The following is a 16,967-nucleotide window of genomic DNA, read 5'->3' on the forward strand; positions in this document are numbered from 1 at the left end:
ACTGCGCCGATCCTGGCTGCCTGAAAGCCTGTCCGTCCGAAGGTGCGATTATTCAGTACGCCAACGGCATCGTCGATTTTCAGTCCGAGCAGTGCATTGGCTGCGGCTACTGCATTGCCGGCTGTCCGTTCGACGTGCCGCGCCTGAATAAAGACGACAACCGCGTGTATAAATGCACACTGTGCGTCGATCGTGTCAATGTCGGTCAGGAACCCGCCTGTGTGAAAACCTGTCCGACCGGCGCGATTCATTTTGGTAGCAAAACCGATATGCAGGCGCTGGCGGCAGAACGCGTGGCGGAGCTGAATACGCGCGGCTATGAGAATGCGGGCTTGTACGATCCGGAAGGCGTCGGCGGCACGCATGTCATGTACGTGCTGCATCATGCTGATAAACCGCAGCTGTATCACGGTTTGCCAGAAAACCCGAGCATCAGTCCGGCGGTCACCTTCTGGAAAGGTATCTGGAAACCGCTGGCGGCCATCGGTTTCGCCGCCACCTTCGCTGCCTCGGTATTCCACTATGTCGGCGTCGGGCCGAACCGGGTGGAAGAGGATGAGGACGAGAACCTGCACGAAAAAGAGGAGCGCGAATGATGAAAAAGCGCGATCGTCTGGTGCGCTACAGCGCACCGGAACGCATCAATCATTGGATTGTGGCGTTCTGTTTTGTTCTGGCAGCCCTGAGCGGGCTGGGTTTCTTCTTTCCCTCCTTTAACTGGCTGATGCACGTTTTGGGCACGCCACAACTGGCGCGCATCCTGCATCCCTTTGTCGGCGTGGTGATGTTTGCTGCTTTTCTGATCATGTTTTTGCGCTACTGGAAACAGAATCTGATCAATCGCGAAGACCTGATCTGGGCGAAAAACATCAATAAGATCGTACGCAATGAAGAGGTGGGTGATACCGGCAAATACAACTTCGGGCAGAAGTGTGTGTTCTGGGCTGCTATCATCAGCTTAGTCTTGCTGCTGGCGAGCGGAGTGGTTATCTGGCGTCCTTACTTTGCAGGCGCCTTTGCGATTCCGCTGATTCGAGCCGCTTTGGTGGTGCATTCGGTCTCAGCTGTGGCATTGATCGTGGTGATCATGGTGCATATCTACGCGGCCCTGTGGGTCAAAGGCACCATTACTGCCATGGTTGAGGGCTGGGTGCCGGCCGCGTGGGCGAAGAAACATCATCCACGCTGGTATCGTGAGCAGCGCCAACGCCAAACACAACAGGAAAAACGTCCCTGATGAGTATTCGCATTATCCCGCAGGACCAGCTGGAGAAAGGCGAAAAAAACACGGCGGAACAGGTTCCGCCGCTGCTTTTCCCTCGGCTGAAAAATCTGTACAGCCGCCGTGCAGCGCGTTTACGTGAGCTGGCCGCGAAGAATCCGCTGGGCGATTATCTGCGCTTTGCTGCCGTGATCGCGCAGGCGCAAGACATCGTGCTGTACGATCATCCGCTGCAACTCGATTTGCGCCAGCGTTTGGCCGAAAGCGCCGAACAGGGCAAGCCGCCGCTCGATATTCACACCTATCCCCGCGATGCCCACTGGCAGCGTCTGCTGCATTCGCTGATTGCCGAGCTGAAGCCCGAGATGAGCGGCCAGGCATTGGCGGTGCTGGAGAACCTGGAAAAAGCCTCTTCTTCCGAGCTGGAAGGCCTGGCCAGTGCGCTACTGGAGGGTGATTTTGCGCAGGTCAGCAGCGATAAAGCCCCGTTTATTTGGGCAGCGCTTTCGATCTATTGGGCGCAAATGGCAGCGCTGATCCCTGGCAAAGCCCGCGCAGAATACGGCGAGCATCGCCAGTTCTGCCCGGTGTGCGCCAGCGTGCCGGTGACCAGCGTGGTGCATATGGATGTGGGCCAGCAGGGGCTACGTTATCTACACTGTAATCTGTGTGAAAGTGAATGGTATGTGGTGCGCAGTAAGTGCTCCAACTGCGAGCAAACGCGCGACCTGCACTATTGGTCACTCGACAGCGAAAGAGCCGCAGTGAAAGCCGAAAGCTGTGGTGACTGCGGCACCTATCTGAAGATGTTGTATCAGGAGAAGGATCCGGCGGTGGAACCGGTGGCCGATGACTTGGCCTCGCTGGTACTGGATGCGCGTATGGAGCAGGAAGGCTTTGCGCGCAGCAGCCTGAATCCGTTTATGTTTCCTGGGGATTGAGCAAATTGCCGCTTTCCTACGAACTGTCTCGGCACGATTTATCGCGCTGTTTTTGAGCCAGACAACAACGTGCAATAAATCGCGCCGCTACAATTTGTGTACCTATCACTGTCGCAAAGGAAACACCTGATGAAACTGATTGGCAGCTACACCAGCCCTTTTGTCCGCAAAATTTCAGTGATCCTGTTGGAAAAAGGCCTGGTGTTCGAATTTGTTAACCAGTCGCCTTGGGTGGAAGACAGCCACGTGCCGCACTATAACCCGCTGGGCAAAGTGCCTGCACTGGTAGACGATAACCATCTCACCTGGTTTGATTCTTCGATTATCGCCCAGGTCATTGAGCTACGCGGTGACGCCCCTGCTCTGTTGCCGGATGACGCCCTGCTCGCTCTGCAAGTGCGCCAACTGGAAAAGCTCGCCGATGGCATCAACGATGCCGCCGTGATGATTGTGCGCGAACAGATGCGCCCCGGCGATCAACAGTCCGAAGAAGTGCTAATGCGTAATCGCGAGAAAATTTTGCGTGGGTTGGATGCGCTGGAAACGGCGGCGGCCCAGGGTGAACTGTTAAATAGCGGTACGCTCAATCTGGCCGATATCGCCACCGGCTGCATGATTGGTTATCTCAACTTCCGCCGCGTGCTGCCTAACTGGTGCGTGAATCGCCCGGCGTTGATCAAACTGGCCGATACGTTGTTTGCGCGGGAGAGTTTTGCCCGCACCGTTCCGCCTTCCAGCTAAGCCACCCGATGAAAACACTGTATTCACAACTGCCTGCTATCGACAGCCTGCTGCGCGATCCCGCGATGCAGCCGCTGCTGCTGCAGACGGGCACCGCGTTTACCACCCGCCAGCTGCGCGCCATGCAGCAAGAAGCACGCACGCATATTCAACAGCATCAAACTTTACCCGGCTGGCATCTTAACTGGCCAGAGGAAGCGCAGCGCCGCGCGCAACAGCAGCAACAAAGCGCGCTGCGTCCGGTGTTCAATCTCACCGGCACGGTGCTGCACACCAACCTGGGCCGTGCGCAGTTAAGCGATAGCGCAATTGAGGCGGTCACAGCCTGTTTGCGCCAGCCGGTCACGCTGGAATATGCGCTGGATGATGCGTCACGTGGCCATCGCGATCGTGCGGTAAGTGCGCTGCTGTGTGAACTGACGGGGGCTGAAGCGGCCTGTATCGTGAACAACAATGCCGCCGCCGTGTTGCTGATGCTGGCAGCACTGGCGCCAGGTCGCGAAGTGATTGTCTCACGCGGTGAGCTGGTCGAAATCGGCGGCGCATTCCGCATCCCCGATGTGATGCGCCAGGCGGGCTGCCAGCTGGTTGAAGTCGGCACCACTAATCGTACCCATCTGAAAGATTATGGTGCTGGCATCAGCGACAACACCGGTTTGTTGATGAAGGTGCATACCAGCAACTACCAGATTCAGGGCTTCACCCATGCGGTAGCGGAAGCCGAGCTGGTGGCGTTGGCGGCGCAACATCAGCTGCCGGTGATCACTGATTTAGGCAGCGGTTCGCTCATCGACATGACCGCTTTTAATTTGCCCGCCGAGCCGATGCCGCAACAGCTGATTGCCGCCGGTGTGGATCTGGTGAGTTTTTCCGGCGATAAACTACTGGGCGGCCCGCAAGCAGGGATTATCGTCGGCAAACAGGCGCTTATCGATCGGCTGCAACAGCATCCGCTCAAGCGTGCTTTGCGCGTGGATAAAATGACGCTGGCCGCGCTGGAAGCCACCTTGCAGCTTTACTGCCAGCCGGAAACGTTGCGCGAAGCGCTGCCCACCCTGCGCTTGTTGACGCGATCGTCACACGAGATTTTGCAGCAGGCCGAACGGCTGATGCCTGCGCTGGAACACGCCTATGGCGCTGATTTTTCCCTTAATATCGCCGCCTGTTCGTCGCAAATCGGCAGCGGTTCATTACCCGTTGAGCGCTTACCGAGTTTTGCCATCACGTTTAGCCCACGTGAATCTCACGGCAGCTCGCTGGATGCACTGGCGCAGCGCTGGCGTGCATTATCACAACCGGTGATTGGCCGCATCCAGGAAGGAAGACTGTGGCTGGATTTACGCTGCCTTGAAGATGAAGCGGCGCTGATACGGACCTTAACCACATGATTATCGCCACCGCTGGACACGTCGATCACGGTAAAACCGCACTGCTACAGGCGTTAACCGGTGTCGATGCCGATCGCCTGCCTGAGGAGAAACGGCGCGGCATGACCATCGATCTTGGCTATGCCTACTGGCCGCAACCGGATGGCCGCGTTGTGGGCTTTATCGATGTACCAGGACACGAGAAATTCCTCGCCAATATGCTGGCGGGCATCGGCGGTATTCATCATGCACTGCTGGTGGTAGCGTGCGACGACGGTGTGATGCCGCAAACGCGTGAGCATCTGCAACTGCTAAGCCTGGTCGGGCAACCCCCGCTTAGCGTGGCGTTGACCAAAGCGGATCGCGTCGACGCCGTCCGTATCGCTGAAGTGCAGCATCAGGTGGCGGAGTTGACGCAGCAACTGGGCTGGCTGGCAGTACCGCAATTTGTCACCAGCAGTACCACCCAGCAAGGCATCGACGCGCTGCGCCAGCACTTGAGTGAACTACGCGCACCGGATGTCGATATGGGTCGCCGCTTCCGCCTCGCCATTGATCGCGCGTTTACCCTGAAAGGCAGCGGATTAGTGGTTACCGGCACCGCTCTTTCGGGTGAAGTCAGCGTGGGCGATACGTTGTGGCTCAGCCGCCTCAATCTACCCGTACGCGTGCGTTCGCTGCATGCGCAGAATCAGTCGGTGACGCGTGCGCAGGCTGGAGAACGTATCGCGCTGAATATCGTCGGCGATGTGGAGAAAGACCAGATTGCGCGCGGTGACTGGCTGCTGGCACAACCGCAACCCTCGGGCACCCAGCGATTGATCGTGGCGCTGCGTTTGCTACAGCCGTTAAGAAATCCCTCGCAGCCGGTACATCTTCACCATGCCGCCAGTCATGTGACTGGCCGACTGAACCTGATTGCGGGCGAACTGGCGGAGCTGGTGCTCAACGAGCCGCTGTGGCTGGCGGAAAACGATCGGCTGATTATCCGCGACAGCAATGCACAGCTCACGCTCGGTGGCGGACGGGTGCTGCTGCTGAACAGCAAGAAACGTGGCAAGCGCCATCCTGATTATCTTGACTGGCTGCTACAGCTGGCGGCGGCGGAAGCCGATGAGGAGAGTCTGCAGGCGCACCTGGCACAGCAACCCGTCGACATGGCCGAGCTGAGTTGGGCACGCCAGCTGAGTGACGATGCACTCAACAACCTGCTGGACAAGGTGGCACCCGTGCGACTCGGCAGCGCCATCATGGCTGTGGAACAGGCCAATGACTGGCAGCAGCGACTGCTGGAAGCGCTCACCGCGTTTCATCAGCAGCACCCTGAAGTGCCGGGCATTGGTCGCGATCGCTTGCGTCGCGTGGCTCTCCCCCACCAGCCGCCGGAACAGGTTATCGCATTGACCGATCGGCTGCTTTCACAAGGCCAGTTGCAGCACCGGCAAGGCTGGTTGCATTTGCCTGATTTCAAACCGCGCTTCAATCCCCAGGAAGAAGCGCTGTGGCAGCAGGTCGGCCCACTGTTCAGTGACCAGCCGCTATGGGTACGCGACATCGCACTGGCCACCCAGCAAGATGAAGAAACCATTCGCAGCCTGCTGCTCTCCGCCGCGCGCCTCGGTCATATCACGGCGATCGTGCGCGATCGCTATTACCGCAGCGACCAGATCCAGATCTTCGCCGATCTGATTCGCCAGCGTGACGCCAACGGTGGCAGCACCAGCGCCGCCGATTTCCGCAATCAGCTCGGTACCGGGCGTAAAATCGCGGTACAGATTCTGGAATTCTTCGACCGCAGCGGTTTCACCCGCCGTCGTGGCAACGATCACCTGTTGCGCGATGCCCGCCTGTTCGACACCAGCGCTTAATCCTTCGCGTTGCTTCGCAGTTGTCGCTGTAACTGCGCTGCAACGCCGATTCCGCATTGCTCAAAAATGTGCCAGGATGTAAGAATATTTCTTACATTGGGGCACAATGATGGCACGTACCATGACAATCGATTTAGGTGATGAACTGCGCGAGTTTGTTGAATCTCTGGTGGCGTCCGGTGACTACCGTACTCAAAGCGAGGTGGTGCGAGACTCGCTGCGTTTACTGCGTGAGAAGCAGGCGGCGTCGAAGCTGGAGGCGCTAAAAGAATTGGTAAGACAAGGATTCGAGAGCGGTCCTGGTAAAGAGTGGGACCATGAAGATTTTCTGAGACGAGCAAAAGCCAGGGTGGGCATTTATGAAAAGGAAGATCACGATAAAACCGGAAGCTGATGCCGATCTGATGAAAATCTGGATTTACGGATACTGGAATTTTGGGGAGCAACTCGCAGACGCTTACAACCTTAAATTTTCCCAGCTCTTCGATAAAATTGCCCTGTTCGACTTAGGGCGAAAACGGCCTGATTTAGGCTATCAAATCTATTCACTTTCCTTCGGTCAGCACATTGTGATTTACCGTGCTGAGGTTGATGAGATCTTTATTGGGCGCATCTTGCACCACTCCCAGGAAGTCAGCGCCGAATTTTAAAAACAAAAAGGGACGATTTCTCGTCCCTTCGGCTCACTTCAACACATCAGTTACTGCAGCAGAGAGATATCCGCCACCTGCAGGAACAGCGCGCGCAGTTGCGCCAGCAGCGTCAGGCGGTTAATACGCACTTCCGCTTCATCGGCGTTAACCATCACGTTATCGAAGAAGTTATCGACCGCTTCACGCAATTGTGCCAGCTCCACCAGCGCATCCTGATAGCGGCCTTCCGCGAAGTACGGCTGCAACTTGTCGCCTAGTGCCGTCACGAAAGTCGCCAGCTGGATCTCGGCGTTTTCTTTCAGCAACGATGCCTGCACGCTGTCGTTGAGGGTTTCGGTGGCTTTCGCCAGGATGTTGGACACACGCTTGTTGGCCGCAGCCAGCGACGATGCCGCTTCCAGCGTACGGAAGTGGGAAACCGCTTTCATGCGCGCATCGAAGTCCGCCGGGCGGGTTGGACGACGTGCCAGCACGGCCTGAATGGTGTCGACGCTGTGGCCCTCTTCCTGATACCAGGTACGGAAACGACCCAGCATGAAGTCGATCACTTCATCCACCACTTTGCCGTTGCTCAGCTTGCTGCCGTAGAGACGCACCGCTTCTTCGGTCAGCGTTTGCAGATCGAGTGGCAGGTTCTTCTCAACGATAATACGCAGCACGCCCAGCGCAGCACGGCGCAGTGCGAACGGGTCTTTATCGCCTTTTGGATGCTGACCAATGCCGAAGATGCCCGCAAGGGTATCCATCTTGTCGGCAATCGCGACAGCACAAGCCACGAGGTTCGATGGCAGTGCATCACCGGCAAAGCGCGGCTGATACTGCTCGTTCAGCGCCACCGCGACATCTTCGGCTTCGCCATCATGACGTGCATAGTGCATGCCCATCACGCCCTGCGTATCGGTGAACTCGAAGACCATGTTGGTCATCAGGTCACACTTCGACAGCAGGCCCGCGCGGGTGGCGTGGTTCACATCTGCACCAATCTGGGCTGCGATCCAGCCGGCCAGCGCCTGAATGCGGTCCGTTTTGTCACGCAGCGTACCCAGCTCTTTCTGGAACAATACGGTTTCCAGACGCGGCAGATTATCTTCAAGACGCTTTTTACGGTCAGTGTTGAAGAAGAACTCGGCATCGGCCAGACGCGGGCGCACGACCTTTTCGTTACCGGAGATGATTTGCTGCGGGTCTTTGGATTCGATGTTGGTGACGAAGATAAAGTTTGGCAGCAATTTACCGTCAGCGGAGTACACCGGGAAGTACTTCTGGTCGCCCTTCATGGTGTAAACCAGCGCTTCAGCAGGCACCGCGAGGAACTTCTCTTCGAATTTCGCGGTGAGCACCACTGGCCACTCCACCAGCGAGGCCACTTCTTCCAGCAAGCTGTCGCTCAGATCGGCGATACCGCCCAACTGCTGCGCCGCCGCTTCCGCATCCGCTTTGATTTTGGCTTTACGGGTCGCAAAATCAGCCACCACTTTGCCGCGCTCCAGCAGCAATTGCGGATACTGATCGGCGTTGTCGAGTGTGAACTCTGACTCGCCCATAAAGCGGTGGCCGCGAATCACGCGATCGGACTGAATACCGAGAATCGTCGCCGGGATCAGCTCATCGCCCAACAGCAGCGTCACAGTATGTACCGGACGGACAAACTGCACGTCGCTTGCGCCCCAGCGCATCAGTTTTGGAATCGGCAGCTTGCTTAGTGCGGTTGCCACCATCGCGGGCAGCAGTGCCTGAGCACTCTCGCCTTTCACCGAGGCGCGATGCACCAGCCATTCGCCTTTATCCGTGCTCAGACGCTCAGCCTGATCCACGGTGATGCCGTTACCGCGCGCCCAACCTTCGGCTGCTTTGGTGGCATTGCCATCGGCATCAAACGCAGCAGCAATCGCTGGGCCACGTTTTTCCACTTCACGATCGGCCTGCGCTGTGGCCAATTGGGCCACTTTCAGCGCCAGACGGCGTGGAGAGGCAAACCAGCTCACCTCGCCATGTGCTAAACCGGCGCTGTCCAGTTCTGCGGTAAAGTGCGCAGCAAAGGCTTCTGCCAGGCTACGCAGGGCTTTCGGAGGCAACTCTTCGGTGCCAATTTCCACCAGGAAAGTTTTATCGGTCATGGCTGCCTCTTACTTGTTTTTATTGCACATGGGGAAACCGAGCGCCTCACGAGACGCGTAATAGGCTTCCGCCACGGCTTTCGTCAGGGTGCGGATACGCAGGATATAGCGCTGACGCTCGGTTACTGAGATCGCCTTGCGTGCATCCAGCAGGTTAAAGCTGTGTGCCGCTTTCAGGATGCGCTCATAAGCTGGCAACGGCAGGGGTTTTTCCAGCGCCAGCAGCTGCTGCGCTTCTTTCTCGTACTGCTCGAAGCAGGAGAACAGGAAGTCCACATCCGCGTATTCAAAGTTGTAGGTCGACTGTTCGACTTCGTTCTGATGGAACACTTCACCGTAGGTAGTTTGGCCAAATGGGCCGTCGCTCCACACCAGATCGTAAACACTGTCGACGCCCTGGATATACATCGCCAGGCGCTCAAGTCCGTAAGTGATCTCACCCGTCACTGGCTTACACTCCATGCCGCCCACCTGCTGGAAGTAAGTGAACTGCGTCACTTCCATGCCGTTGAGCCACACTTCCCAACCCAGTCCCCAGGCACCCAGCGTAGGGTTTTCCCAGTTATCTTCCACGAAGCGAATATCGTGTACGGTCGGATCCAGGCCCAGCTCTTGCAGTGAACCCAGGTACAGCTCCTGCAGATTGTCCGGGTTAGGTTTGATCATCACCTGGAACTGATAGTAGTGCTGTAAACGGTTCGGGTTTTCACCGTAGCGACCATCGGTAGGACGGCGTGAAGGCTGCACATAGGCGGTAGCCATCGGCTCTGGGCCAATGGCGCGCAGGCAGGTCATTGGGTGTGAAGTGCCAGCGCCCACTTCCATGTCCAGCGGCTGGACGATGGTGCAGCCCTGACGCGCCCAGTAATCCTGCAAGGTCAGGATCAGGCCCTGAAAGGTCTTGGTATCAAACTTTTGCATGTTGAGTACGCGATAAGGGTCGATTAAAAAAGAGTGCGACAGTATACCCTTTGACCGCGGATTGTGCAGCCGGAAATCCTGGCGCGCCGGGGAGTGGTTTTGCCACGGTTTAACCGGCTAAAACCTTGAGATAAGAAAATCGTATACGATTCATTCTAACTCCTCCGCTAATGCATCACACCCCAACTTAATCCTTAATTTTCATAAAATTAACCACGCTATAATCAAATCCTATTACGTGACAGGCATCACCTTTTCGACCCAATGGTCAAAAATCGCGCATTGACACTTGTATAATCGTATACGAAATTGCGGTGAAACAGTTTTGCTTGGAATTTCACCATGAAGACCGCGATTGCTTATCCAGGAATGAACGCCAGTGACCGCCCAATGGGCCCGGCTCCGCTTTCCGCCGCCGTACTGCACGAACCGATGCTGTTTATCTCCGGCCAGGTGGCGATTGACCCCTACAGCGGTGAGATCAAGGGCAATGACATCGCCAGCCAGACCCGCCAGGTGTTGAAAAACGTCGGCGATCTATTGAGCGAAGCGCAGATGACCTTCGATAACGTGGTGCGCGTGACGATCTATCTCACCGACCTCAGCACCTTCAGTGAGATGAACGCGGCGTATAGCGAGTTCTTCCAGTTCCCCTTCCCGGCGCGCGCCACCGTCGGTATTCAACTCAACCATCCTGACCTGCTGGTCGAGATGGAAGTCACGGCGATGCGCTGATGCATATTCATATCGAAAACGACGCCAGCGCCCCGCAGGCATTACATCTGACCCCGCAGCACCTGCAACAGCTGTTGGATGCCCATCCGCAACTGCGCGGTCACTTTACCCTGAGCGAAAACAGCCAAGCCGCGCATACCGCAGATTTCCTCGCCACCAGCGACATTTTGTGGAGCGGACGCAAGCTGGCGCTCGATACCTTCAGCGCACCACGTCTCGGCTGGGTGCAGGTGATGTCCGCCGGCGTCGAGCAGTGGCTGGCACATCTGCCGGAGGGCGTGACGCTGACCAATGCGTCCGGCGTGCACGGCGATAAAGGCGCCGAGTTCATTCTGATGGCGGCGTTGATGTTCAACTTTGGCATTCCGGGTTTTCTGCAGGATCAGGCTCAGCGCCTGTGGCGCCCCACCTTCGGCGGCTGCGCGCGTGGCAAAACGGTCTTGCTGCTCGGCGTCGGCGGTATCGGTGCCGCAGCGGCGAAACTGCTGACCGCGCAGGGCTACCGTGTGATTGGTGTGACGCGCAGCGGCCAGTGTGATGCCGACGTAGCGCGTTGTATTCGCATTGATGCGATGGACGATGTTCTGCCGCAGGTGGATGTCCTGGTCTCAACGCTGCCGCTCACGCCCCAGACAGACAAGTTGTTTGACCGTCGCCGTCTCGATCTGTTGCCTGCCCGCGCCGGCATCGTGATTGTCGGTCGTGCCGCCGTGTTCGACTACACCGCGATGCGCGAAAAACTGTGCGCCGGTGAACTGGCCGGTGCGGTTCTGGATGTTTATCCGCAAGAGCCGCTGCCAGTAGACGATGCGCTGTGGAGCACGCCGGGCGTGGTGATGACACCGCACTGCAGTCTGGACGATCACAGTGCCTACCTTGAGGGCTGCCTTGAGGTGTTTATCGATAACCTGGTGCGTTTCCGCAGTGGCCATCCGCTGCGCAACCAGGTTGATGTTGCAAGAGGTTATTGAAGTCGCAGTACCGATAAAAGCCGTAAGACGTTCATAAAACACAAGGTCATCGCTTACACATTCACCAGCACCAGGGGAACCTTATTATGAAATTTGCACGCATCGCATTACTGATCTCTGGCATCACCGGCACGCTGTTAGCGGGCCTCTCCAGCGCCCATGCCGCCAGCACCGACCCGATTACGCCAACCGCCAGCGATTTTGCGGCGATGGCGCAGTGCAAGGCGCTGCAGACCAAATACCCGTCACTCAAAGGCAAAGATCTGGTGGTAGGCCTGGGTGGCTACACCAAAGGCTTCGAAGCCCCTTCCGAAAAAGACCCAAGCATTATTGAAGGTCTCGATCCTTCGCTGTTCGAACGTATCAGCAGCTGCCTTGGGGCAAAACACAGTTATCAGACCGGTTCGTTCAACGTGCTGCTGACCTCCATCTCCAGCGGTCGTGCCGATATCGGTCCGATGCTGTATGTCACCGATGAACGTCTGAAGCAGATCGCTTTTGTCGCCTCCATGCAGGTGCAGGATGGCTCGATTCTGGCGAAGGGCAATCCAAAGAAAATCACCACCGTTGATGACCTGTGCGGCAAAACCGTGGCCGCCGCTGCCGGTTCTTACGAAGCCAACAAGTTAGTGCCCGAGCAGAGCGCCAAATGCACCGCCGCTGGTAAGCCAGAAGTCAGCATGCTGATGGTGCAGAACACTGACAACAGTATTCAGGCGGTGAAAAGCGGTCGCGCCGACATCTATCTGACTGAAGCCGGATCCGCCATCGCCATCGCCAAAGCTGACAAAACGCTGGAAAGCGGCTTTACCGTTGACCTGCCGATCATGGTTGGCTTCCCCATCGCCAAAGACAACACCACGCTGCGCAGTGCAGTGATGGATGCAATGAAGGTGATTCAGGAGAGCGGTGCGCAGAAGAAATTGCTGGATTACTGGGGTCAGGGCAGCGCGGCTGAACGCCCGGTTGTTGCACGTGGTTAATGCATAAACTCAGTCGGATCAATTGGGTTGCTGCTTCACGGGCAACCCAAGCGATCGCATTGAGGGAGATAACGCCTTGGATGATTTTCTTAAGTACCTGACCTTCCCTTACCTGTGGGAAGGGGCCGTCATCGCTGTTCAGCTGCTGGTAGGCGCATTAGCGGGCGGCATCCTGATTGGCTTTTTCCTGGCGTTGGCCAGCACCTCAAAGCACTGGTTTATCCGTGTGCCGGTGAAAACGTACATCTATCTGCTGCGCGGCACGCCGGTGCTGCTGCAACTGATTCTGCTCTACAACGTACTGCCAGAGTTCGGCCTGCGTTTCAGCCCGTTCACCAGCGCCCTGTTGGCGTTGATGATCAACGAAACCGCCTTCTGCGCCGAGATTATTCGCGGCGGCATTATGGCCACCGATCGCGATCAGAGCATGGCTGCGCAGGCCTTTGGCTATTCGCGCACCAAAGAGATGATCCACGTGGTGATTCCGCAGGCACTGCGCGCCATTCTGCCGACCATGGGCAATGAAACCGTCGGCCTGCTGAAATCTACCTCGCTGGCATCGGTCGTAGGCGTGAATGAGCTAACAATGCGCGGCCAGGCCATCGTGTCGCAGAACTTCCTGTTCATTCCGGTGCTGGTGGCCTCGGGCGGTATTTACCTGATTCTCTCTACGCTGCTGGCGGGTGGTCAGTGGTGGCTGGAGAAGTTCTATAATCTCGACGAACGTGCCCGCCGTGCCCGTGCGCGCCTGGCAAAACTGCCGCCAGAAGCGGACGTGATGTCGATGCAGTTGCCGAAACGTCGCTGGGATACGCAAACGGCCGCGCCGGTGCTGGAAGTGGACAACCTGTGCGTCGAATACGCCGGTAAAGCGGTACTGAAATCCCTGTCGCTGACTGTACGCCGTGGCGAAGTCGTGGTGCTGCTCGGTCGTTCCGGCTCCGGTAAAAGTACCCTACTGAAATCGATTCTGGCGCTGACGCCACGCAGTAGCGGCACCATTCAGACCGAAGGCCACTTTATGGGCAGCGATGAAAACGGCCGCCCACTGGCTGCCCGCCATCTGCCGGCTAACCGCGCCAAATCCGGCATCGGTATCGTGTTCCAGCACTTCGCGCTGTTCGATCACCTCACCGCGCTGGAAAACGTGATGAGCATTCTGCTGCGCGTGCAGGGTGCTCAACCCGAAATCGCCCGCGCCAAAGCGATGCGCGCCCTGAAGATGGTCGGATTGCAGGACTTCGCCGCTTCACTGCCGCATGAGCTGTCCGGCGGCCAGAAACAGCGTGTCGGCATCGCCCGTGCGCTGGCAGCAGAACCGCAAATCCTGCTGTTCGATGAGCCGACCTCGGCGCTCGACCCTGAGCTGGTGCGTGAAGTGAACCAGACCATGCGCAGCCTGGCGCAAACCGGCATCACCATGATTATCAGTACCCATGACATTGCCTTCGCGGCGGGCGTGGCCGATCGCGTGGTGTTCCTGCAGAACGGGGCGCTGATTGAAGAAGGGCCACCGGCGATTTTGCAGAATCCCAAAACGCCGGCTTTTGCCACCTTCCTTGAACATGAAAATGCCACGGAGGCCCAGCATGCCAATGCATGATCTTGCGGCGCGTGAACGTCTTGGCGATGCGCTGTTCCGCTATATGCAGGGGCAGCCCGCCGATGCGCTCGCTGACGAACCGGATGCTAACCAGCAGGCGCTGCGCCGTTTTCGCTTGCTGCCGCGTGTACTGCAGGGCAATGAGGCGATCAGCACCCAGACCACCATCCTCAATCAAAGCTGGTCAGCTCCGCTCGGCGTCGGTGCCTTTGCGGGTGATCGCATCTTCCATGAAGAGGGATTGCTGCCGATTGCCCGCGCCTGTAAACGTCTGCAACTGCCGCTGGTGATCTCCGAAGAGACGGTCACGCCGCTGGAACAGATTGGCGCGGAGTACGACCGCTGCTGGCTTCAGCTACGCGCGGCAGGTGATGTTGGGCGTATCAAAGATTTGATCGATCAGGCTGCACAAGCCGGATTCAAAAATATCGTTCTCACCGTGCTGGCACCGGTGCATCCGGTGCCGGGATTACAGCCAGGCGGCTTCTCAATTGGTGAAGCGCTCAAACAGCGCGGCTGGCACACCGTCGGCGGCATGCAACCGGGCGTTGAACCCTTGCCGGCCTTTCCGGTGTGGCGCTGGCAGGAAATTGACGAGGTGGCCGCACACTGCGCTGCGCGTCAACTGCCGCTGTGGCTAAAAGGCATTTTGCATCATGACGATGCGGCACCGGCGGCACAGCACGGTGTGAGCGGCATCATCGCCTCGAATATTGGCCTGCGCCAAAGCGCGCGCTGGGCCACACCGGTCGATCAGCTCGCCGATTTACAGGCGGTCACTCGTCTGCCGCTGCTGCTGGATGGCGGCGTGCGCTGCGGCAGCGATGCTGTGGTGGCACGTTGCCTCGGCGCCTCGCTGTCACTCAGCGTGCGACCGATCATCAGCGCCCTGGTAGCAGGTGGCGAAAGCGCGGTGTTCGATCTGCTCTCCGGCTGGATCAATGAAATCACCGCCATTAGCCACTGGTGCGGCGTCAGCGACATGGCTGCGCTCAACGGCAGTTTTGTTGCGGAGGTGCGCGGATGATGCACAGGTTAATCTTCAATCAGGGCGATGCCAGCGAATCCCGCATCTATTACTGCGCCCACTATTTGGCCGACAGCCTCGGCTTGTTCGCCGCCGAGCAGTTGCAGGTCACCTTCACCACCAGCGCATCGGGGGGGCACACCGTGCAGGGCGGACAAGTGCCGGCTGTGTTGAGCCGCGAAGCGGATCTCACGCTGGGCGGGCCGATGGTGGTGATGAAGCATTACCAGCAGCACGGCGCTGAGTTGCAGTGCTTTTGCGCCTCGGTCGCCGCTAATCCGTGGTTTCTGGCGGCAGTGCAGGCTCAGCCCGATTTTCAGCTCAGTGATTTGCGCGGTAAACGCGTGCTGGATGTCGGTAATGTCGGCACCGCTACGCTGACCTTCCGCTGGCTGCTGTCCCAGCATGATTTGTTGGATCAGGTGGAGCTGATTGCCGGTAGTGGCGATCAGGCACGGGATTTCGCGGCCGTAGCAAGGGGTGAAGCGGACTATGCGCTGCACGCCATGCATATGCTGGCACCGGCGATTGCCGCCGGGCAATTAAGCAGCATCAGCAGCCTCGCTTTGCTGTGCGGCAAGGTGCCGTGGAGCGCCTATATTGCCCGGACCGATGTCCTCACGGAGAAAGCTGCTGCGTTTGCGGCCTTCTCACGCGCCATCGAACAGGCACTGGCGTGGATCGCCACGCATGATGCCGAAACACTGGCCGCACAGGTGCAGCACTGTTATCCCGATTATCCGCTTGATGCGCTGATCACCGGTTTAGCCGCGTATCAGCAAGCGCACGTCTTCGCGACCAGCGGCCTGATTCCAGCCGATGAATTTAACCACTTCAGCCAACTGCTGGGCGCTATCGGCTGGCTGGATCCTTCTCAACCCTTGCCCTATGGCGCACTGGTGACGCAAGCAGGAGCAGAGTGATGAAACAATTAATTATCAACGGCCTGGTAGTGACAGAAACCCGCGCCGCGCCCGCCGATGTGCTGATTGAGAATGGCAAAATCAGCGGCCTGCTGATGCCGGGAGCCCTCGCTGACGGCGTCGATGAGATCATTGATGCGCAGGGGCTAATCATCGTACCCGGCGCGATTGATGTGCATACCCATTTCACCGGCTCGCACGATTTCCCTGAACAGGAGCTGCGCGAAGGCACGCGTGGTGCGGCTGCGCACGGCGTCACCACCATCGTTGAGATGCCGCACTCACTGCCGCCCGCCACCAGCCTCGCTAACTTCACCGCCAAGCAGCGCTGGCTGGCGGACAACTGCTCGGTGGATTACGCCATGTGGGCCGGACTGGATGGCCGCAACGTGCACGAGTTAGCGGCGCTGGATCAGGCGGGCGCACTGGCGTTCAAAGCTTTCCTGTGCAGCGGCGCGCCGAACGGTGAAGCCACTGACGAGAAAGGCTTACCGCGCCTCGACGATGATGGCTTGCTGCGCGCGATGCGTGAACTGGCCACCTTTGACGGTTTGATTGGCGTCCACGCCGAGAATCACGACATCCTGATCGGTGCCGGCAGCGAACTGCGCCGCGCCGGACGTAAAGATACCCGCGCGCATGCGCTGGCCGGGCCAGAAATCGCCGAAATCGAAGCCGTGGGTCGTGTATTGGCGGTGGCGGAAGAGACCGGCGCACGCTGCCACATCGTGCACGTCAGCTCCGCTCGCGCCGCCGAAGCCATCGTCGCTGCCAAAAGCAAAGTGCGCGCCAGCTTCGAAACCTGTCCGCACTATCTGATTCTTGATGAAGACGACCTGGTGCGCATCGGACCGAAAGCTCGGTAGAGCGGCGGGTAGGGAAAGAGTGTACGTCC

16 protein-coding genes and 1 pseudogene are annotated in these 16,967 nt (G+C 58.1%); 15 read left to right on the forward strand and 2 right to left on the reverse strand.

Features of this window, described 5'->3' with window-relative positions; translation table 11 throughout:
- The 8 genes from H7A81_RS17845 to H7A81_RS17880 form a co-directional block, all read left to right on the forward strand.
- Positions 1-596, forward strand: a 596-nt coding sequence (locus tag H7A81_RS17845) for a formate dehydrogenase N subunit beta transmembrane domain-containing protein (RefSeq protein ID WP_182058269.1), incomplete at its 5' end; no start/stop codon positions are given.
- Positions 596-1,237 (forward strand): formate dehydrogenase cytochrome b556 subunit, encoded by a 642-nt coding sequence (fdoI, locus tag H7A81_RS17850; protein WP_034827952.1) that lies wholly within the window; start codon positions 596-598, stop codon positions 1,235-1,237. The genes H7A81_RS17845 and fdoI, both read left to right, overlap by 1 nt.
- Positions 1,237-2,163, forward strand: coding sequence for a formate dehydrogenase accessory protein FdhE (fdhE, locus tag H7A81_RS17855; RefSeq protein ID WP_034827709.1), 927 nt, complete (start codon positions 1,237-1,239; stop codon positions 2,161-2,163). Before fdoI ends, fdhE begins: the two co-directional genes overlap by 1 nt.
- A 129-nt stretch (positions 2,164-2,292) precedes the next feature.
- Entirely contained in the window at positions 2,293-2,904 is a 612-nt protein-coding gene (locus tag H7A81_RS17860) for a glutathione S-transferase (RefSeq protein ID WP_034827706.1), read from the forward strand.
- Between the two features lie 8 nt (positions 2,905-2,912).
- Positions 2,913-4,292, forward strand: a complete 1,380-nt coding sequence (gene selA / locus H7A81_RS17865) for an L-seryl-tRNA(Sec) selenium transferase (protein WP_182058270.1) — start codon at positions 2,913-2,915, stop codon at positions 4,290-4,292.
- Positions 4,289-6,139 (forward strand): selenocysteine-specific translation elongation factor, encoded by a 1,851-nt coding sequence (selB, locus tag H7A81_RS17870; protein ID WP_182058271.1) that lies wholly within the window; start codon positions 4,289-4,291, stop codon positions 6,137-6,139. Before selA ends, selB begins: the two co-directional genes overlap by 4 nt.
- Positions 6,140-6,248: 109 nt before the next feature.
- A complete protein-coding gene (locus tag H7A81_RS17875; RefSeq protein WP_058961180.1) occupies positions 6,249-6,533 on the forward strand; it encodes a type II toxin-antitoxin system ParD family antitoxin in 285 nt (94 codons plus the stop codon).
- Positions 6,499-6,789 carry a type II toxin-antitoxin system RelE/ParE family toxin gene (locus H7A81_RS17880; RefSeq protein ID WP_160833336.1) on the forward strand — a complete coding sequence of 97 codons (291 nt, stop codon included), beginning with the start codon at positions 6,499-6,501 and terminating at the stop codon, positions 6,787-6,789. Before H7A81_RS17875 ends, H7A81_RS17880 begins: the two co-directional genes overlap by 35 nt.
- A gap of 50 nt (positions 6,790-6,839) precedes the next feature.
- Here the strand turns inward: H7A81_RS17880 and glyS are convergent, their stop codons facing one another.
- Both glyS and glyQ read right to left on the reverse strand, forming a co-directional pair.
- Positions 6,840-8,909: a glycine--tRNA ligase subunit beta gene (gene glyS / locus H7A81_RS17885; RefSeq protein WP_097118460.1), complete on the reverse strand. Its 2,070-nt coding sequence runs from the start codon at positions 8,907-8,909 to the stop codon at positions 6,840-6,842.
- Between the two features lie 9 nt (positions 8,910-8,918).
- Complete coding sequence (glyQ, locus tag H7A81_RS17890; RefSeq protein ID WP_034827699.1) at positions 8,919-9,830, reverse strand: glycine--tRNA ligase subunit alpha; 912 nt, start codon at positions 9,828-9,830, stop codon at positions 8,919-8,921.
- Positions 9,831-10,172: 342 nt separating this feature from the next.
- On the opposite strand from glyQ, the gene H7A81_RS17895 reads away from it, so the two are divergent.
- From H7A81_RS17895 to H7A81_RS17925, 7 genes and pseudogenes are all read left to right on the forward strand, one after another.
- A complete protein-coding gene (locus H7A81_RS17895; protein WP_038643895.1) occupies positions 10,173-10,565 on the forward strand; it encodes a RidA family protein in 393 nt (130 codons plus the stop codon).
- Positions 10,565-11,536, forward strand: a complete 972-nt coding sequence (locus H7A81_RS17900) for a D-2-hydroxyacid dehydrogenase (protein WP_182058272.1) — start codon at positions 10,565-10,567, stop codon at positions 11,534-11,536. The genes H7A81_RS17895 and H7A81_RS17900 overlap by 1 nt, the downstream gene beginning before the upstream one ends.
- A gap of 86 nt (positions 11,537-11,622) precedes the next feature.
- Positions 11,623-12,519 carry a transporter substrate-binding domain-containing protein gene (locus H7A81_RS17905; RefSeq protein ID WP_034827693.1) on the forward strand — a complete coding sequence of 299 codons (897 nt, stop codon included), beginning with the start codon at positions 11,623-11,625 and terminating at the stop codon, positions 12,517-12,519.
- Between the two features lie 76 nt (positions 12,520-12,595).
- Complete coding sequence (locus H7A81_RS17910; protein ID WP_058961135.1) at positions 12,596-14,122, forward strand: amino acid ABC transporter permease/ATP-binding protein; 1,527 nt, start codon at positions 12,596-12,598, stop codon at positions 14,120-14,122.
- Complete coding sequence (locus H7A81_RS17915) at positions 14,109-15,149, forward strand: alpha-hydroxy acid oxidase (RefSeq protein WP_182058273.1); 1,041 nt, start codon at positions 14,109-14,111, stop codon at positions 15,147-15,149. Before H7A81_RS17910 ends, H7A81_RS17915 begins: the two co-directional genes overlap by 14 nt.
- Positions 15,146-16,072, forward strand: a complete 927-nt coding sequence (locus tag H7A81_RS17920; protein WP_370529964.1) for an ABC transporter substrate-binding protein — start codon at positions 15,146-15,148, stop codon at positions 16,070-16,072. The genes H7A81_RS17915 and H7A81_RS17920 overlap by 4 nt, the downstream gene beginning before the upstream one ends.
- A pseudogene (locus tag H7A81_RS17925) lies at positions 16,072-16,935 on the forward strand (dihydroorotase family protein); the annotation flags it as partial. The gene H7A81_RS17920 and the pseudogene H7A81_RS17925, both read left to right, overlap by 1 nt.
- Positions 16,936-16,967: the final 32 nt, after the last annotated feature.

Origin of the sequence: Pantoea sp. ME81 (assembly GCF_903970985.1) — a bacterium.
Taxonomy (GTDB): Bacteria; Pseudomonadota; Gammaproteobacteria; order Enterobacterales; family Enterobacteriaceae; genus Pantoea; species Pantoea communis.